19 protein-coding genes, 1 other RNA gene and 1 riboswitch are annotated in these 17,648 nt (G+C 37.5%); of the genes, 13 read left to right on the forward strand and 7 right to left on the reverse strand.

The genetic code is table 11. From position 1 onward, the window contains the following. The first annotated feature begins 214 nt into the window (after positions 1-214). From M3225_RS16425 to M3225_RS16440, 4 genes are all read left to right on the forward strand, one after another. Entirely contained in the window at positions 215-1,273 is a 1,059-nt protein-coding gene (locus tag M3225_RS16425; RefSeq protein ID WP_445164675.1) for a spore coat protein, read from the forward strand. 69 nt (positions 1,274-1,342) lie between these two features. Then, on the forward strand, positions 1,343-2,005 hold the full coding sequence (locus M3225_RS16430; protein WP_014460954.1) for a hypothetical protein: 663 nt from the start codon (positions 1,343-1,345) through the stop codon (positions 2,003-2,005). 166 nt (positions 2,006-2,171) lie between these two features. After that, positions 2,172-2,289, forward strand: a riboswitch (SAM riboswitch). 71 nt (positions 2,290-2,360) lie between these two features. Next, on the forward strand, positions 2,361-3,506 hold the full coding sequence (locus M3225_RS16435; RefSeq protein WP_251395410.1) for a trans-sulfuration enzyme family protein: 1,146 nt from the start codon (positions 2,361-2,363) through the stop codon (positions 3,504-3,506). Then, positions 3,490-4,671: a trans-sulfuration enzyme family protein gene (locus tag M3225_RS16440; protein ID WP_251395412.1), complete on the forward strand. Its 1,182-nt coding sequence runs from the start codon at positions 3,490-3,492 to the stop codon at positions 4,669-4,671. The genes M3225_RS16435 and M3225_RS16440 overlap by 17 nt, the downstream gene beginning before the upstream one ends. A 37-nt stretch (positions 4,672-4,708) precedes the next feature. Here the strand turns inward: M3225_RS16440 and M3225_RS16445 are convergent, their stop codons facing one another. From M3225_RS16445 to M3225_RS16460, 4 genes are all read right to left on the reverse strand, one after another. Further along, positions 4,709-4,975: a hypothetical protein gene (locus M3225_RS16445; protein WP_251395414.1), complete on the reverse strand. Its 267-nt coding sequence runs from the start codon at positions 4,973-4,975 to the stop codon at positions 4,709-4,711. A gap of 62 nt (positions 4,976-5,037) precedes the next feature. After that, complete coding sequence (locus tag M3225_RS16450; protein WP_251395416.1) at positions 5,038-5,697, reverse strand: SIMPL domain-containing protein; 660 nt, start codon at positions 5,695-5,697, stop codon at positions 5,038-5,040. Between the two features lie 100 nt (positions 5,698-5,797). Continuing rightward, positions 5,798-7,279 carry a sodium/proline symporter PutP gene (gene putP, locus M3225_RS16455; RefSeq protein ID WP_251395418.1) on the reverse strand — a complete coding sequence of 494 codons (1,482 nt, stop codon included), beginning with the start codon at positions 7,277-7,279 and terminating at the stop codon, positions 5,798-5,800. A gap of 291 nt (positions 7,280-7,570) precedes the next feature. Then, entirely contained in the window at positions 7,571-8,116 is a 546-nt protein-coding gene (locus M3225_RS16460; RefSeq protein WP_016763474.1) for a YhcN/YlaJ family sporulation lipoprotein, read from the reverse strand. 111 nt (positions 8,117-8,227) lie between these two features. Here M3225_RS16460 and M3225_RS16465 point away from each other — a divergent pair, with 111 nt between their 5' ends. From M3225_RS16465 to M3225_RS16475, 3 genes are all read left to right on the forward strand, one after another. Further along, on the forward strand, positions 8,228-8,395 hold the full coding sequence (locus M3225_RS16465; RefSeq protein WP_176547858.1) for a hypothetical protein: 168 nt from the start codon (positions 8,228-8,230) through the stop codon (positions 8,393-8,395). A 288-nt stretch (positions 8,396-8,683) separates the two neighbouring features. Next, positions 8,684-8,887 (forward strand): cold-shock protein, encoded by a 204-nt coding sequence (locus M3225_RS16470; RefSeq protein WP_013056130.1) that lies wholly within the window; start codon positions 8,684-8,686, stop codon positions 8,885-8,887. Positions 8,888-8,994: 107 nt separating this feature from the next. Further along, on the forward strand, positions 8,995-9,171 hold the full coding sequence (locus tag M3225_RS16475) for a hypothetical protein (RefSeq protein ID WP_192885547.1): 177 nt from the start codon (positions 8,995-8,997) through the stop codon (positions 9,169-9,171). Positions 9,172-9,197: 26 nt separating this feature from the next. Here M3225_RS16475 and M3225_RS16480 read toward each other — a convergent pair whose 3' ends face one another. The 3 genes from M3225_RS16480 to M3225_RS16490 all read right to left on the reverse strand — a co-directional run bounded on the left by M3225_RS16480 (position 9,198) and on the right by M3225_RS16490 (position 11,584). Next, on the reverse strand, positions 9,198-9,509 hold the full coding sequence (locus tag M3225_RS16480) for a DUF6509 family protein (protein ID WP_251395420.1): 312 nt from the start codon (positions 9,507-9,509) through the stop codon (positions 9,198-9,200). 161 nt (positions 9,510-9,670) lie between these two features. Next, a complete protein-coding gene (locus M3225_RS16485; protein WP_251395422.1) occupies positions 9,671-11,182 on the reverse strand; it encodes a sensor domain-containing diguanylate cyclase in 1,512 nt (503 codons plus the stop codon). Between the two features lie 150 nt (positions 11,183-11,332). Continuing rightward, the gene (locus tag M3225_RS16490; RefSeq protein WP_013056134.1) at positions 11,333-11,584 is read right to left on the reverse strand and encodes a hypothetical protein; all 252 of its coding nucleotides are present in this window, start codon (positions 11,582-11,584) and stop codon (positions 11,333-11,335) included. A 121-nt stretch (positions 11,585-11,705) separates the two neighbouring features. Between M3225_RS16490 and M3225_RS16495 the strand changes: the two genes are divergently transcribed. From M3225_RS16495 to rnpB, 6 genes are all read left to right on the forward strand, one after another. Further along, on the forward strand, positions 11,706-13,976 hold the full coding sequence (locus M3225_RS16495; protein WP_285885695.1) for a DEAD/DEAH box helicase: 2,271 nt from the start codon (positions 11,706-11,708) through the stop codon (positions 13,974-13,976). Positions 13,977-13,980: 4 nt separating this feature from the next. Next, positions 13,981-15,231: a ribonuclease H-like domain-containing protein gene (locus M3225_RS16500; protein ID WP_251395426.1), complete on the forward strand. Its 1,251-nt coding sequence runs from the start codon at positions 13,981-13,983 to the stop codon at positions 15,229-15,231. Between the two features lie 345 nt (positions 15,232-15,576). After that, positions 15,577-16,074 (forward strand): spore coat protein, encoded by a 498-nt coding sequence (locus M3225_RS16505; RefSeq protein ID WP_285885696.1) that lies wholly within the window; start codon positions 15,577-15,579, stop codon positions 16,072-16,074. A 63-nt stretch (positions 16,075-16,137) separates the two neighbouring features. After that, positions 16,138-16,689 carry a DUF1273 domain-containing protein gene (locus tag M3225_RS16510; RefSeq protein ID WP_251395428.1) on the forward strand — a complete coding sequence of 184 codons (552 nt, stop codon included), beginning with the start codon at positions 16,138-16,140 and terminating at the stop codon, positions 16,687-16,689. A 104-nt stretch (positions 16,690-16,793) separates the two neighbouring features. Continuing rightward, a complete protein-coding gene (gene gpsB / locus M3225_RS16515; RefSeq protein ID WP_251395430.1) occupies positions 16,794-17,126 on the forward strand; it encodes a cell division regulator GpsB in 333 nt (110 codons plus the stop codon). A gap of 63 nt (positions 17,127-17,189) precedes the next feature. Continuing rightward, positions 17,190-17,578, forward strand: an RNA gene (gene rnpB, locus M3225_RS16520) — RNase P RNA component class B. Positions 17,579-17,648: the final 70 nt, after the last annotated feature.

Genomic DNA, 17,648 nt, shown 5'->3' on the forward strand with positions numbered 1-17,648 from the left:
AGGCAACAGTGGATTTTGTTAATAATAGGCAAATGAAGGAAATCAATAGCTGTACATGATACGTATATATACAGTATGAATGACCAATAAGGATAACTAATAAGGAGGAAAAACAATGAGTAACTATTACTATGACCAAGAACAAGGGCAAAATCAAAATCCACGTCAAAAATCAAGCCAAAAATCAAGCCAAAAGCGCAGCCGAAATGTACAAATGCCTGATAAAGGCTATTCTTCTCACTTTAAACCCCTAAAAGGAAGAGTGGTGACCGTTTATCGTGGAGGACCTGAATCTAAAACAGGTTATTTGGTTGACGTGCAATCAGATTATTTAATCTTAGCGGTAGAAAGCAATAATAACAATAATAACAATAATGGTGAAAATAACAATCAAAACAATCAAAACAACCAAAACAACCAAAACAACCAAAATAATAATCAACAAGAATATACCCTTGTATATTATCACTTAGCTCATGTAAAAAGCATTACTGAAGATACTATGTCAAATTCGGCGCAAACATTTACAGGAATTAGCACAGAATTAGAATTATATCGAGGAAAAACTTTTGCTGGAACTTTATCATTGATGAAAACTAAATATGTGCAGGTTAACCAAGGTGGACCTGAGAAAAAAGCAGGTCAGCTTCTTGATGTCTTAGGTTCATTTGAATCTGCTTATATAGTATTACTCACAGAGGATGACGGTGTTATCTATATTAACACTGAACACGTTAAGAGTGTAAGTGAATATCAAAATAATGATGGGAATCAAAATAACAATGGGAATCAAAATAATCAATCTGCAAATGAACTCTTCTTGAGCCAAGAACCAGAATATATGAAATCTAAGAATTTTAACGATCTGTTTGCACACCTTTCTCATAAATGGGTATCTATCAACGGTGGAGGACCTGAAGCCGTAGAGGGCGTGTTAGTACAAAGTCGAAACGGTACATTTACACTTGTTCAGAATAATCAAGTATTACGCTTACAGCCAAGACACGTTAAAACCATTTGTGTAGGAGCAAAAGGAGCTTTTAAGCAAAACGACAACAATCAAAATAACGAGCAAACAGAAGAAAATGGAGAGACTGAATCTGCAAAGTCTAAAGAAGAACGTACAGGAAGCCGCACGGGAGGACGTACAGGAGGACGCCGTACAGGAGGAGGTCGCACAGACGATCGCTCTCGAGGACGCCGTACAGGTTCACGCTCTTCAGTACCAGGCGAGAAAGTTATTAAAACGAAAAATTATCGTTGGAAAGCATGATGAAATGGAACATAAAAGGTGCTTATAAAGCACCTTTTCTATCATATAGGAAAAAGGAGGAGAATGAGTATGAGTATGAATCATTATATCAATAAAATTGTGGAATTGGATATTTCAGGTAAAACGACGTTTGTTGGCAGACTTATTGATCTTGGATTAGATATTATGGTTTTGTATAATGGACATGATTATTTGTATATTCCTCTTTTACACATGCATCGTTTGCGAGAAGTATCAGAAGAAGACTATACGGTTTTACGTGAAATAGAAGAGAACTTAATAGAAGAAAGTCAGCGGATTTCCTATCGTAATATTTTACAGCAGGCAAAAGGAAAATTTATTGAAATTTATGTAACAGGAGGAAAGTCATTGCATGGTTATATTACAAGCGTGCTGAATGATTATCTTGTGTTTTATTCTCCAGTGTATAAAAATGTATTTGTTTCTCTGCATCATTTAAAATGGCTTACCCCTTACAGTAACGAGTTAACCCCTTATTCTTTAAGTGACAAAGAGCTCCCAGTAAGGCCTGCCTCTGCACCTTTTGTCAGAAACTTTGAAGAGCAGCTTAAAAAATATGAAAATCAATTGGTTGTATTAGACTTAGGAGATCAATCAGAAAAAATTGGCGTACTTAAAGAAGTTTCTAATAATATTGTTGAATTAATTACGGCAAATGGAGAAAGTATGTATTGGAAGTTAGCTCATGTAAAATCTGTGCACTTGCCTTAGAAAAAGAGACCTCGCTGTCGTCTCTTTTTTTATGCGCTTATCAGGACAAGTGCATCGAATAAACAAATGAGATAATTTAAATTTTTTAGAAAATTATGTTGACAATAAAGAAAATCTTTATTAAAGTTATTAACAACAAACGTTAACCAACAACAATTATATAGAACTCTTATCAAGAGTGGCGGAGGGACTGGCCCTGCGATGCCCGGCAACCATCAAATGAGACATTCATTTGAACGGTGCTAATTCCTGTGGAACATCAGTATTGTTCTAACAGATGAGAGAAATCGTGTATAAACGAACACTCTTCCATCTGTGAAGAGTGTTTTTTATTTTGAGTTAAGGAGAGAAATAGATGAAAATTGAAACTTTATTAGTTCGTTCAGGAGTAGGCCGTGACCCTTCAACAGGTTCTATTACAACACCCATTTACCAAGCATCAACATTTGCTCATCCTGCTTTAGGGCAAAGTACAGGATTTGACTATGCACGTACGGCAAACCCTACTCGTACAGCATTGGAAGAAGCAATTGCAGCTTTAGAAAAAGGAGAAGTAGGAGTAGCATTCGCTTCAGGAATGGCGGGTGTAATGGCAGTTTTAGCGCTATTTAAAAACGGAGATCATTTAATTGTATCAGAGGACTTATACGGAGGAACGTACCGAGTACTAAATGAAATCTTTTCAGAGCAAGGAATTACTGTTTCGTACGTCAACACAGCCCATCTCGATCAAGTAAAAGATGCGCTTCGTCCCAATACGAAAGCTTTATTTATTGAAACACCTACAAATCCAATGATGCACGTGACTGATTTGCCAGAAGCTATTGCATTAGCTAAACAGCATGATTTGCTTACTATTGTTGACAATACATTCATGTCACCTTACTATCAGCGTCCTTTAGAGCTTGGAGCAGATATTGTGATACATAGTGCGAGCAAATACATTGGTGGTCATAATGATGTAGTTGCTGGTCTTGTAGTGGCTCGATGTAGTAGCTTAGGAGAGAAAATTCGTTTTTATCAAAATGCAGCTGGGGCAATCTTAGGTCCACAAGATAGCTGGTTGTTATTGCGCGGTGTTAAGACGCTAGCGCTTCGTATGGAAAAACATAACGAAAACGCACTGAAAATTGCAAATTGGCTTACTACCCATGATCTCGTAGAAAAAGTGTATTACCCTGGTCTTGAAACACATCCAGGTTATGAAATCATGAAGAAACAAGCGACTGGATTTGGAGGCATGATTTCTTTTGCTGTCTCACGCCCTGACATCGTGTCCACGCTTTTGGAAAATGTCAAAGTTATTACGTTTGCAGAAAGCTTAGGAGGTGTGGAAAGTTTGATGACATTCCCAGCTCGTCAAACACACGCTGATATTCCCGAGGAAATTCGAAATCGTGTCGGAGTAACAAACTGTTTACTGCGATTATCAGTTGGAATTGAGCACGCAGATGATTTAATTAAAGATTTGAAGGAGGCATTTGATGCATACCAACAATAATAAACATAGATTTGGTACGAACTTAATTCATGCAAATACAGGAATTGACGGTCATTTTGGAGCGGTTAACGTACCTATTTATCAGGTGTCCACATTTAACCAAGAAGATGAGACGAACAACGGCCGCTATGACTATTCTCGTTCAGGAAACCCAACTCGTGAGGCTTTAGAAAACACCATTGCTCAGCTAGAAAATGGATACGCTGGGTTTGCTTTTTCATCAGGTATGGCTGCCATCTCATCGGTGTTATCTATTTTTGAATCAGGGGATGAAATTTTAGTTTCACATGATACGTACGGCGGGACATATCGTGTATTAACACGGTTATTTTCAAAGTTTGGTATTAAAACAACCTTTGTTGATACAACGAAGGTTGAGAAAGTAGAAGAAGCTATCACAAAAGATACGAAGGCTATTTATATCGAAAGCCCTTCAAATCCATTTTTACACGTAACGGATATTAAAGCAGTAGCAAGTTTGGCGAAGGAGCGCAATATCCTTACAATTGTGGATAACACGTTTTTAACACCTTATCTACAGCAGCCGATTGACCTTGGTGTAAATATTGTGATTCACAGTGCTACAAAATATATCAGCGGCCACAGTGACGTCATTGGTGGTTTAGTTGTGGTAAGCGATGAAAAGCTAGCAGAAGAAGTAAAGTTTGTACAAAATGCTTTTGGTGCTATTCTAGGACCACAAGATTGTTTTTTGCTTCTTAGAGGAATCAAGACACTAAAAGTTCGTTTAGATCAGCAGTTAAAAACAGCACTGCAGTTTGCGAAGTGGCTTGAAGAACAATCTTTAGTAAGCCGTGTATACTACCCAGGCTTAAAAAGTCATCCGGATCACAAACTGATTTCAGAACAAGCAAATGGATATGGAGCTATGATTTCTTTCCAAGTACAGGATGAAAAAGTAGCACGACATATTTTACAAGGAGTCAAATTGGCTTCAATTGGCGTTAGTCTAGGTGCAGTTGAATCAATCTTAACGCATCCTGCAACAATGTCTCATGCAAGTATCCCAAAAGAAGTACGTGATGAAAAAGGAATTACTGATTCCCTTCTTCGCCTTTCCGTAGGATTAGAGGAATTCGAGGATTTGAAGCAAGACTTTAACGCTGTTTTTCAAAACTTAGAAGAGAAAGCCTTAATTAAATAAAGAAAAGGACTTCCATCAAGGAGGTCCTTTTTTGTAGTTATATACAGCTATCTAAAAGGTTTGTGTATAGTGACGTAAGCGCAACTTTTTCATCAGAGGAAAGGCTGCTGTTTAGAATTCTTTTTATGCCAAGATGATATTTTATATGCGGTGTTTGTCGGACGCGCGGATGAGTCATTTCATCCTTTAAATCTTTCAGAATGGCTTCGTGAAGCTGATCTTCACTTGTCATGGATTGTTTGGAAGCGAACGAACGGTTCAACCATAGGGTTTGATAAGCTGCTAGTAAATGTTCAGAAGTCATTGTGCAAAGAGCTCCTTTAGATTAGTTTCTTCATTATAGTAACTTATAGTTTACCACAAGTATTAATACGTGTACGTAACTTTTACAGAAGCAGATACAGTCAAGGACTGAGCTTGAATAGGGGGAGAGGCTGCTAATAACTTAGGCGAGGAGCCAGATGACTGATAGACGGGGCCTTCTTCGATTAAAATAGGGATTTGGTTAATCGGAAGCTGTAGCGTATTAGCAATGGTAAAGGCCTTTTCTTTGGCATTTAATAAAGCTTTACTTATCGCTTCTTGTTCATATTTATCATCATTCGTAACGTGAAATTGAAGGTCTTGCGCTACATTGGCTCCGCTTGAAAAAGTAGCGTTATAGACATCGCCAGCTTGTTTTACATCTTGTACTCTTACTCTAAACAAGTGCTGTACTTCGTATCCTGTAAGAGTCGATTTTCCATCACTGTAATCATATTTAGGATTTATGGTAAAGGAAGCCGTCTCAATTTGCTGGTCATTGATTCCAAGGTTTTTCATCTCTTGCAGCAGAGTATTTGAAACAGCTGAATTTTCTTTTAAGGCTTCTTGAACATCTCGGTTCTCCGTGCGCGTTCCAATCGTCATGGAAATTTCATTTGGAATTGCTGCAGCTGTTCCTTCACCAATTACTTTAATTTCTCTATTTTGTGTATCTACGCGCAGTTGCTGTGTAGGTTCATAAGGGAAATAAGAATGTTGCATACAAAAAAACCTCCTTCACTGATCTTTAGTATGTATATGATAAGAAATGGAGATTAAAAACAAAAAAGATACACAAGTAAAAACTTGTGTACCTTTTTGTTTATTTCGATTCTTGCATTAAAATTTCTTTCATTTCAATAAATTGATTTTGAACATCGTTTGACGGTTTCTTTGTTATTAAACTTACGACGATGACAGCTAACAGACTTAAAAAGAACCCAGGAATCATTTCATAAAGAGCATCTTTTAAAGTTGGTACGTTCACCCAAATCAATACAGTGACAGCGCCTACAATCATACCTGCAAGTGCTCCCCATCGTGTCATACGCTTCCAATACAGACTCAGCAGAATAGCAGGACCAAAAGCAGAACCAAATCCAGCCCAAGCATAGCCGACCAATCCTAAAATGGTATCACTAGGTCTCAAAGACAGCACAATAGCGATAATTGCAACGCCTAAAACCGCAGTTCTCCCCACAGTCACAAGCTCTTTGTCAGAGGCTTGACGACGAAAAAATGTTTTGTAAAAGTCTTCTGTAACAGAGCTTGCTGTTACAAGTAGCTGAGAAGAAATGGTACTCATAATCGCAGCTAATAAAGCAGCATATAAAAACCCGGTAATTAAAGGGTTAAAAAGTATATCTGCAAATTTAATAAAAATAGTTTCAGGATCTGCTAGCTTCATACCCGTTTTTTCTACATATGCAATTCCAACAAGTCCTGTCAGCAACGCACCAATAATAGAAATAATCATCCAGCTCATTCCAATACGGCGTGCGGGTTTTAATTCCTTAACAGAAGAGATAGCCATAAAGCGAACGATAATATGAGGCTGTCCAAAATAGCCAAGTCCCCAGGCTAAGAAAGATATAATACCTAAAACCGTTGTACCCTTAAAGATGTCAAGGTATGTTGGATTAACTTCCTGGACAATATCCATTGTTGTGTTGACGCCTCCAACATCGGTGAAAGCCACAATGGGTACTAAAACTAAAGCAAGAAACATAATAACACCTTGAACAAAATCTGTTAAACTAACGGCTAAAAATCCACCGAAAAGAGTGTAGGCAATAACAACAGATGCTGTTACAAACAAGCCAATCTGATAATGTAAATCAAATGCTGATTCAAATAAGCGTCCGCCTGATACCATACCAGCTGAAGTGTAAAGAGTGAAGAAGATAAAGATAACGATCGCTGATACCGTTCGAAGAATTTTGGCATGGTCGCCAAATCGATTTTCAAAAAAGTCTGGAATTGTAATGGAGTCGTTCGCTACTTCCGTATAAGTGCGAAGACGCGGAGCGAGGATTAAATAATTTAAATAAGCACCTATAGACAATCCCACCGCTAGCCATACGCTAGAAAGGCCCGTTACATACATGGATCCAGGAAGCCCCATTAACATCCATCCACTCATATCGGAAGCACCAGCTGAAAGGGCGGTAACGGCTGGGCCTAGTCCGCGTCCTCCTAACATATAGCCAGCTACATCTTCAGTGGTTTTTGTATAGGCATACCATCCTATTCCGAGCATTCCCACAAAATAAATACCGAGTGAAATATAAACTCCAATATCCACAAAATCTCCCCTTTATGCATTTTTTATGCATGAGATAAGTAATACATCTCATGAAAACATCTTATGGTTTTTAAAACTAACAAACTTTTCTTATACTATCAACCCACAAAATCGTAAATTTTCTAAGTCTAAAATCCCCTAAACCTTTATACAAAAGAAATGAAATCGTTTTCAAAATAAAGTAAAATAAAAATATTCAGAAATTAATAGCGGGTTTTTTATGCAATATTTTATGCAGTAAGTAAAATAAAAAGAGCATTTTATAAAATGCTCTTTTGACATTCATGTATATTAGCGTGAATTTGGAAACACGCGTCGAACAACTTCCGAAAACTCGTCAAACAGTCCAGAAACGGGTTTGCCGGTTTGAAGCTTGTCTACATATCCGTTCATACGGTTTACAAAGTCAGGGTTTGTTGATACAAAAACTCGATGAACACTGCCGTCTGCTTTTCTTACTTCATGTGCAATCTTATGTTCCATATCTTTTGTAAGATTACCTTCTTTATTATCATCTAATACAGCTGCCACATAAGCGGTATGATCAGTTACGATTACATTAGCATCTTTTACGTTTTTTAATGCTACGATACGATCAGCTGCCACATCGGCTACTCTCATTCCACCAGACTGATTATATTGTTCTTTTTCGTTACGCTGTACGTCTTGCGTATCGTTTACGTCATTCATTTTCGTTTTATTGTTCCCATTTTCATATGTGACGTTGCGGACTGTATCATCATCAATGACGCCATCTTTACCTTGATCTGCTGTACTGCAGCCGAATAAAGAAAGAGTCGTCATACAGCCTACAACAAACAAAAACGATTTCTTCATGATAGTATCACTCCTTATAAGTTTTAACCTTTCTTATAATTTGTTAAAAACGTGTGAAGCATACATGAAAAATACAAAAAAGCCTATACTATCGAAAAAGGAGGAATATGTATGAGTGGAATCCAACAAAGCGTATTTGTGCTTCATACAAAAGAAGAAAACCATGAAGAAACAACAACATTTGCGTTAACTTCAGAAGAAGCTAAGCTATTATTTGAGACCTTGCAAAATAAACGAAAAGAAATTATCGACGCCCATATTGATAACATGTTGACGTAAGGAAGATAGATATCTTGCAAAAGGGATGGGCCATACATTAAGAATGGCCAAATATTTGCATTCTACATATAGGTATAGTATAATGTAAACGCAACCAAATTTAATAAATGTAAGTAATACTACGTTTTGACCATACACTCGAATTAGATTTAGTGAAAATTCACTTGTTATAAAAGAGATCTACTTCGCGTAGGTCTCTTTTATAATATGTGAATTTTTTATTTACGGTATAAATGTAAATATAGAGTAACATATTAAAATTTTTACATTCTTTGGAGGTTTTTTTACATGGCTACTACAGGTACAGTAAAATGGTTTAACAGTGAAAAAGGCTTCGGTTTTATCGAAGTACCAGGCGAAAATGACGTATTTGTTCATTTTTCAGCTATCCAATCTGAAGGTTTCAAAACATTAGAAGAAGGCCAAAAAGTTGAATTTGAAATCGTTGAAGGACAACGTGGACCTCAAGCGGAGAATGTTGTAAAATTATAATTCAACGCTAAATATGAAAGCTGCCGATAGGCAGCTTTTTTTGTACGAATTCGTTCGTTTATTTGTCTGATTAAAGAAATAGATTGAAATAGGGGAGAAGGGAAGGTATGAGTTCATTTCATTGCTGTGCCACATGTCAACATTTTCAAAGCATTAAATTGGATAAGGGAATGAAGTATCAATGCAAAAGACTAGGCTATGAGACCCGTCCTTCTTATCGGTTTACATGCTGGGAGCCAAAAGAAGTAGTTAAAAAGCTAATGGAAAAACGAAATCAAAAATAAGCTCTTTAAAAAGAGCTTATTTTTGACTATTCCTCGTTATTTGTGCCTTCCTCTGAAGGCAAATGCTTCCCGCAAAACTCTTTTACAGCTTCTTCTTCCTCTTCTTCAAGGGCGAAGTCTAATACTTTATTTGTTGAAACTTCGTAGAAATGAGTTTGGGCAATAGAAGTGTTGTCTTCGCTTTTAATATATACTACGCGGAGTGCTAGGTCGTTGCCGGTATATAATTCATCCTCTTCTTCTACTTCAATGTATAAATGAAATTCATAGCGTTCACCTAGAAGGAGACCAAATGGATCCTGCAATTGTTCAGCTGTATATTCTTTAATTGTAAACATATGTACGTCCTTTCCATGATATCAGTAAAATACTTGCATCATCTATTATAGTTTTTCTTTGCAAAGAAAGAAAGTGCATGGGTAATTCATGAACGGATTTATTCCTTGCTCATTCTATTTAGCAAATGTACTTGATGCGATGGCACAAGGACTTCGATTATTTACTTAAAGGCGGAAGAAACGCGCGTATATTTTTGCTTATACATGGCAGCATCTGCTTTTTGAATTAATGTATCTAGGTTGGTGTCGTCTGAAGGCGCACATATAATAAATCCGTAACTCGCAGACAGTGCATATGGCTTATTAAATTCTCTCTTTTTATCTTCTAGTTGTTCATTAATATTTTGCCACAGCTCTTGTACGTATTCTTCCGTTTGTTCAGGAGCAATTAATAAAAACTCATCACCTCCGTAGCGAAATAGCGTATCATCCTTGCTAATATAACCACTAATTGATTCCGCTATTGTTTTAATAAGCCAGTCGCCTTCTCCATGACCGTATTGATCATTTACTAGTTTTAAAGAATTTATATCGATAAAACATAATAGAAAAGATGTATCATTGGTTTTAGCTCTCAGCAGTTCCAACTGCAGTTTTTCCATTCCGTTTCTTCGATTTAAAATTCCCGTTAGCACATCAGTTGAAGCGTGCAAGCTCAATTCATGCTCAACCGCTTTTAAATCGGTTATATCGGTAATACCTGCGAGAATGCAGCTTTCGCTTTGATACTCTAGTAATTCATAATTGATCATAACCCACTTAGAATCTCCATGTTCACGTGCTTCTAGGACGTAGTTTTTTACATATTTCTCTTGTTGAAGACGTTTTAAAATCTTCCCTCGATCTTCATCGGTAGGATAGATTATAAATCCGTCTATTTGATCAAGGTCTTGAGAAACAAGATTGTAAAAATGAATAGCTTTATTGTTAATGAGCAACACTTTGTGGTCGGATAATCTCGTTAATATTAAAGGATATGGATTAATTTTAAACAACGTAGAAAAATTACGTTCGCTTTCTTTTAGCTGTAAATGATTTATATATTCTTTGTGACGGTATGTATAAAGAATGTATGAAATAAGTAAAGCAATAGCAACTGCTGCAGTTGTATTGATCTGCTTCGAAATAAGGGAAAAAGAATCCGATACATATCGTGATAAACCGTATAGTAAAAAAAGATGGTTAGAAATAAAAATAATACACAGATGTTTTAGTTTCATAGGACATAAAACAGCTGTGGAAATCAAAAGCATCATATACACGTCTACACGACCTGTGAAAAGCTGACTGTTAATAGTAGAAAGTGCTGCAGCAAATACGTAATAAAATATATAGCCATACACAATGGTGCTTAAGTAGTTAGCAAACCGCTCTTTTCTTTTACTAAAATAATAGAAAAATAAATAAAGAGAAGAGAGAGCAAAACTAGTGAAATGAATACCAATTAGTGTATGTCTGAACTGAGGTGTTCCCGCATGTTGAAGTAAAGAAAACCCTATATAAATATAAATAGGATAGGAAACTACAAGAGCAAGTGAAACTAGCTTGACTCTCTGTTGAAGCATTTCTACATTTGTTTTATCGAACATTTTATCTTCATTAACTTCTCTTCCTGAAGGGAAATGAAATTTCTTCAGAAATGGGAAAGGTAAAAGCGAAAGAAGAAAAGACATGACCATCATCTCCATATCTTTTTTTAGGTATTTTAGCATGTTTGTATAAGAAAAGACATGAATTTTTTAGATGAAAATGTCTGCTTTTCAATCAAAAAAAAGCATTGAGATTTATATGATTAAGGGTGAGGCCAAAGGGCCTCACCTTTTTTATTGAAGTTTATTCGATTCAGCATGCCGTACAAACATAGTTTCATCTTCTACTAATCCGCAAGCTCCGCATTGAATGCGTTTTTGCGGTCCGTTATAAGCAGCGTGAAATGCATCGAGTGTATCGTTTGTGTATTCTTCTACGACGTCTCCGCTTCTTGGATCCATTTTTACAGGTTTTGCATTTTGTTCAATGATATTAAAGCGCGTTCGATTTGTTTTGCAGCTAGGGCAAAGATAAGGGCTTCCCATTTTTAACATCTCCTTGAAAAATTTACTGTATTAATACCATGTCCGAATCCACCAAAAACATGCAAAAACTTATGGTTTTCTATCGAACGTTCATTCGTTAAAATAGAAGAAGGTGATGAAAATGAGAATACGAAAAAATTTACAAGAAGTAATGGATATTTTGCAAACGAATCCATCGTATCAGCAAAATATTGTTCATTGGCATACAATCGAAGAGAAAGAAGCTAAAACTGCGCCATTTCCAGCTTCTTTGCATACGAAACTGCGGGAAGCACTTGAGAAACGAGGAATTGGTTCGCTTTATACGCATCAAAAAACAGCGTTTGATTTGGCGACAGCTAAGGAGAATGTTGTGGCCGTTACGCCAACAGCGTCGGGGAAAACACTGTGCTACAACTTGCCGGTACTGCAAAGTATTATGGAGAACGATCAAGCTAGAGCCCTTTATTTGTTTCCGACAAAAGCCCTTGCCCAAGATCAAAAAAGTGAATTAAATGAAATCATTGAAGAAATGGAAGTACCAATCAATAGCTATACGTATGATGGAGATACTCCGGCAAATATCCGCCAAAAGGTAAGAAAAGCAGGCCATATTGTTATTACGAATCCGGATATGCTTCATTCAGCTATTTTACCTCATCATACTAAATGGGTATCACTGTTTGAAAATCTGAAGTACATTGTGATTGATGAACTTCATACGTATCGCGGTGTTTTTGGAAGCCACGTAGCCAACGTTATACGCCGCTTAAAGCGAATTTGTCGCTACTATGGAAGCGATCCTATCTTTATTTGTACATCAGCGACCATTGCTAACCCAAAAGAACTCGCTGAACATTTAACGGGAGCTGATGTTACGTTAGTGGATAACAACGGAGCGCCTAGCGGTCGCAAGCATTTTGTTTTTTATAACCCGCCTATTGTTAATAAACCTTTAAACATTAGAAGAAGTGCTACGCTTGAAGTGCGAAACATTGCAGGAGAGTTTTTGAAAAATAAAATTCAAACGATTGTATTTGCACGAAGCCGCGTACGGGTGGAAATTATTTTAACGTATCTACAGGAGCTCGTAAAAAACCAGCTTCAAAATAAATCTATTCAAGGGTACCGCGGAGGATATTTGCCGAAGCAGCGACGCGAAATAGAAAGAGGACTTCGAGAGGGAAGTATTTACGGGGTAGTCAGTACGAATGCTTTAGAGCTAGGAGTGGATATCGGCCAGCTGCAGGTGTGTGTGATGACAGGTTATCCAGGCACGGTTGCAAGCGCTTGGCAGCAAGCAGGACGAGCAGGAAGACGTCACGGAGAAGCCGTCATTGTGATGGTCGCAAGTTCAAGTCCGCTTGATCAGTATATGATTCAGCATCCGGATTACTTTTTTAGCCGAAATCCAGAAACAGCTCGAATTAACCCTGATAATCTTGTTATTTTAGTCGATCATTTAAAATGTGCTTCCTATGAGCTGCCGTTTAAACAGGGAGAAACATTTGATGGGGTAGAAATCGAAGACGTGCTGGAGTTTTTGCAAGAAGAGCGAGTTATTCATTTTAGCGGAGACAAATGGTACTGGATGAATGATTCGTTCCCGGCTCATAATATCAGCCTGCGCTCTGCATCCCAAGAAAATGTCGTCATCATTGATCAATCGGACGTTGCAAATGTGAAAGTAATTGGAGAAATGGATCGCTTTAGTGCCATGACGCTTCTTCATGATGAGGCGATTTACTTGCATCAAGGCATTCAGTATCAAGTAGAATACTTGGACTGGGATGAGAAAAAAGCGTATGTTCGTGAAGTCGATGTAGACTATTTCACCGATGCAAACTTAGGGGTTAACTTGAAGGTCCTAGAAGCTGATAAAGAGCGACTGGAAGGAACATATTCAATCGGTTATGGTGATGTAATGGTCAGCGCCATGGCTACGATATTTAAAAAAATAAAGTTTGAGACGCATGAAAACATAGGGTCAGGTCCCATTTCACTTCCGGAAGAAGAGCTTCATACAAATGCCGTGTGGCTAAGCTTTGAAAAAGAACAGTTTCACGAATCTGAAGAACGATTGGAACAAGCGCTCATTTCCATGGCAAATGCCATTCAGTCAATTGCGCCGCTTATGGTGATGTGCGATCCGTCTGATTTACATGTAGTGCCTCAGATAAAAGCCGTGCACAACGAACAGCCGACTATCTTCTTATATGATCGATATCCCGGAGGCATTGGGCTAAGCGACAAAGTATATGAACAAATGAATGATGTGCTAAGTCAAACCAACCAATTAATTGTAAATTGTTCTTGCGAAAGCGGCTGTCCGTCTTGTATTGGTATGGAAGCACAAGGAGAACAAGCAAAAAGCGATGCGCTCGTACTGCTACAACAACTGCAAAGTAGGTGAACTCGTGTCTTTTAAAAATAAATTAGACCGTATGAAAAAGCATCTTCATGTTACAGAAGCAAAGCCGCCGGTTGAAAGTAACCGGCAACGAACTAAGAGCACGTCTATTCCCTATGAGCAGGAATGGAAGGGAAATCATGCTGCCCCTTACTTTGCCGAAGACAGCTACTGTATGATTAGAGAAGTGATTTACCCGCTTGACTACAAGCATGGACATTATGAATTTAATGAGCTGAAAAAAGTAGTGGAAGTATGGAATCAGTCTACAGTTGCTCATCCGCTTTCATCAAAAGGCCACACATATTCAGATTTATTTTTCTTTGATACGGAAACGACGGGGCTTAGTACAGGTACGGGGACGACTATCTTTTTGCTAGGGTATGCAAGGGTGCTAAAAGATTCCGTAGTTTTTCGTCAACATATATTAACAGAGCCGAGTGGAGAAGTAGCATTTTACGAAAGTTTTTTAAAAGAAGTAGACTATACGACGCTTGTGACTTATAATGGGAAATCTTTTGATTGGCCCCATGTGAAGACTCGCCATACGCTCTTGAGAGATCACTTGCCCAAGCTCCCTAAGTTCGGTCACTTCGATTTACTGCATGCGTCAAGAAGGCTGTGGAAACACAAAATGAATTCAGTTAAGCTCGCGAATGTCGAAAAAGAAATACTTGGAATTGAACGCGTTGATGATATTCCAGGTTTCTTAGCTCCCATGATTTATTTCGATTTTATTGAAACGAAAAATCCAAGAGGCTTATTCGATATTATGAAACATAATGAACATGATATTTTATCACTTATTACGTTATACATTCATTTATCAAAACATCTCCTTACTAGTGAGGAGTTTACAGAAAAAGAGACATATGAAGTAGCAAGGTGGTATGAGCAGTTAGGGGAGAACAAGCATGCTTTCTCTCTTTATCAAGGCGTAGCAGAAAAAGAAAAAGAAGAGCATGAAAAAGCTCAGCTAGCTATGGCTTATCATTATAAAAAAGAGAAGAGTTGGAAAGAGGCAGTGGACATGTTTGAACTTTTGGTTCAAACATGTGAAGGTGACGTTGCTATAGAAGCATTGGTTGAGCTAGCTAAAATTTATGAACATCGTTTTAAAGATGTTCATAAAGCACTTCTATATACTGAGCTAGCCTGGGAGAAGTGGAATCAACTCAGAGGAATGACTAAAAAAACGTCGAAAGAAGCGCTTGAAAAAAGACTTCTTAGACTAAAAAATAAATCAGCTAAAGCATAGACTTCAGCTGATTTATTTTAAAATATTCAGAATTATTATTCTTTTGTTTTGTGGATGTTTTATATTGTTCTATTTTTCAGTCATTGATAAAATTAGTCAATGTAAGACTTATTCTTACAGCTTAAAAACAGAACTTTGGTGAGATGGAGAGAGGCCCCATGAAAAATGTGATTTTAGTATCATTTTTCGCATTAATTTGTTTAACAGTAATTGTCTTAAGCAGTTTGAAAAATTCGTATAACTCCTTTATGTAGGCCAAAAATAGGTGTTTGTCTTAGTACATGTACACTACCCTTCACATATTGTAATAGTGTAATAACTAAACAGTGAAAGGGGAAAAAGGATATGTATCCAAGACCAACAAAATGTACGCCACCAATTGTGCATCCAACAAAATGTTGCACGCAGTTTACTTCTCAGGAGGTAGTTGTACCTCACATTCATCCGAGTCATAATACATTGGTGAATCATACAAATGTGAAGCACGTGCATTACTTCCCGCAAACGCAATCTGTTGTAAACGAAACTTCAAATCAACAGTTTTTTGGCGGTGCGCAGCAATATCCAACTCAAGTAGGGGGAGCAGGCTATCCAGGTCAAGGAGGTTACCCAGGTCAAGTAGCAGGTGCTAGTTATCCAGGTCAAGGAGGCTACCCAGGTCAAGGAGGCTACCCAGGTCAAGTAGCAGGTGCTAGTTATCCAGGTCAAGGAGGCTATCCAGGTCAAGGAGGCTACCCAGGTCAAGTAGCAGGTGCTAGTTATCCGGGACACAAAGGTTGCGGCCAAGGTAGCTGTGGTACAAAAGGTGCGCATCAAGGACCTAATTCAGGTTATTTTAGATAATGTACGTTAATAGGAGCTGATTACATCAGTTCCTATTCTATTTTGTTATAAAGGAGTTATATAATGAAGGTGCTAACAGTTACTGGTTATAAGCCATTCGAACTTGGAATTTTTAATGAAAAACATCAAGGCATTACATACATAAAAAAAGCGCTCTATAAAAAATTACAGGAATTAGTAGAAGATGGATTAGAATGGGTATTGATTAGTGGCCAGCTAGGAGTAGAGATTTGGGCAGCGGAAGTGGTATTAGATCTGAAGCTCGATTATCCCGAGCTTCAGTTAGCTGTTTTAACACCATTTTTGGAGCAAGAAGAAAAATGGAATGACGTTAATAAAGAATTGTATGAATTCGTCTTAAGTCAAGCAGATTATGTAGATAGCATCACAAAAAAGAAATATGAAAGTCCAGCACAGTTTCGGTTAAAAAATCAATTTTTAATAGAAAAAAGTGAAGGTATTTGTTTAGTTTACGACGAAGAGCACGAAGGAAGTCCTAAATATATGTTAGAAACGGCTAAAAAACGTGCTGAACGAGAAGAATACCCTATTATAATGGTTACGTCTCACGACTTACAAGATATCGTAGATGAAGAAAAATTTTCATCTTTTTAACGCTACTTGGCGAAACATTTTAAAAGATAAATTGACATTTGAAGCTATTTTTGAAAAAATGAATTATAATAAAGATAAGGTTTATCGTATTCGAGGTGATAGAGATGTTAGCTGATAAAATTCGTTTAACGGCCAAAGAAATTTTAGAAAAAGAATTTAAAACAGGCATGAGAGGCTATAATCAAGAAGAAGTAGATAAGTATCTAGATTCTATTATTAAAGATTATGAAGCATTTCATGAAGAAATTGAAGTATTACAAACTGAAAATTTACGCTTGAAAAAGCAAGTAGAAGAGTTATCTAAAAAGCCGCAACAACCTTCGTTTACCCCGCCGCCTGCCCAACAGCAGCAGCAAGCGGGTACGACAAACTTTGATATTTTAAAACGTTTGTCGAACTTAGAAAAACATGTGTTTGGAAGTAAATTATACGAATAACCTAAAAATAGGAGTTGCATTCAACTCCTATTTTTATTATACTAAGGAAAGTCGTTATCAATAACGTTCGGGTAATTGCTGCATCACATATGAGGATGTAGAGGAAAGTCCATGCTCGCACAGACTGCGATGTCTGTAGTGTTCGTGCCTAGCGAAGTCATAAGCTAGGGTAGCTGTTAAAAGCTAACGGCGGGGAAAAAGCCTAAGTCTTTCTAAGATATGGCTTGACTACTCTGAAAGTGCCACAGTGACGAAGTCTTATCAGAAATGGTAAGAGTGGAACGAGGTAAACCCCTCGAGCGAGAAACCCAAATAATGGTAGGGGAACTTTCTGGAAGGAACTGAACGGAAGGAAAGACAAAATGGTTACATTTTGTAGATAGATAATTGCCACCGGAGTACGAGGTAGCTAGCCGCTTGCAGTACAATGGTACAAAACATGGCTTACAGAACGTTATTGAAAAGCAATCGACAACTGTTGTTATACACTATATTTTAATCCAACCCAGCTCTTCGTATAAC

Origin of the sequence: Priestia aryabhattai, from assembly GCF_023715685.1 — a bacterium.
Lineage (GTDB): Bacteria > Bacillota > Bacilli > Bacillales > Bacillaceae_H > Priestia > Priestia aryabhattai_B.

Bases quoted from the DNA above. Each gene is read 5' to 3' on its own strand.
- M3225_RS16425 (WP_445164675.1), top strand. From the start codon at position 215: ATGCCTGATAAAGGCTATTCTTCTCACTTTAAACCCCTAAAAGGAAGA.
- M3225_RS16430 (WP_014460954.1), top strand. From the start codon at position 1,343: ATGAGTATGAATCATTATATCAATAAAATTGTGGAATTGGATATTTCA.
- M3225_RS16435 (WP_251395410.1), top strand. From the start codon at position 2,361: ATGAAAATTGAAACTTTATTAGTTCGTTCAGGAGTAGGCCGTGACCCT.
- M3225_RS16440 (WP_251395412.1), top strand. From the start codon at position 3,490: ATGCATACCAACAATAATAAACATAGATTTGGTACGAACTTAATTCAT.
- M3225_RS16445 (WP_251395414.1), bottom strand. From the start codon at position 4,975: ATGACTTCTGAACATTTACTAGCAGCTTATCAAACCCTATGGTTGAAC.
- M3225_RS16450 (WP_251395416.1), bottom strand. From the start codon at position 5,697: ATGCAACATTCTTATTTCCCTTATGAACCTACACAGCAACTGCGCGTA.
- M3225_RS16460 (WP_016763474.1), bottom strand. From the start codon at position 8,116: ATGAAGAAATCGTTTTTGTTTGTTGTAGGCTGTATGACGACTCTTTCT.
- M3225_RS16465 (WP_176547858.1), top strand. From the start codon at position 8,228: ATGAGTGGAATCCAACAAAGCGTATTTGTGCTTCATACAAAAGAAGAA.
- M3225_RS16470 (WP_013056130.1), top strand. From the start codon at position 8,684: ATGGCTACTACAGGTACAGTAAAATGGTTTAACAGTGAAAAAGGCTTC.
- M3225_RS16475 (WP_192885547.1), top strand. From the start codon at position 8,995: ATGAGTTCATTTCATTGCTGTGCCACATGTCAACATTTTCAAAGCATT.
- M3225_RS16480 (WP_251395420.1), bottom strand. From the start codon at position 9,509: ATGTTTACAATTAAAGAATATACAGCTGAACAATTGCAGGATCCATTT.
- M3225_RS16485 (WP_251395422.1), bottom strand. From the start codon at position 11,182: ATGTCTTTTCTTCTTTCGCTTTTACCTTTCCCATTTCTGAAGAAATTT.
- M3225_RS16490 (WP_013056134.1), bottom strand. From the start codon at position 11,584: ATGGGAAGCCCTTATCTTTGCCCTAGCTGCAAAACAAATCGAACGCGC.
- M3225_RS16495 (WP_285885695.1), top strand. From the start codon at position 11,706: ATGAGAATACGAAAAAATTTACAAGAAGTAATGGATATTTTGCAAACG.
- M3225_RS16505 (WP_285885696.1), top strand. From the start codon at position 15,577: ATGTATCCAAGACCAACAAAATGTACGCCACCAATTGTGCATCCAACA.
- M3225_RS16510 (WP_251395428.1), top strand. From the start codon at position 16,138: ATGAAGGTGCTAACAGTTACTGGTTATAAGCCATTCGAACTTGGAATT.
- gpsB (WP_251395430.1), top strand. From the start codon at position 16,794: ATGTTAGCTGATAAAATTCGTTTAACGGCCAAAGAAATTTTAGAAAAA.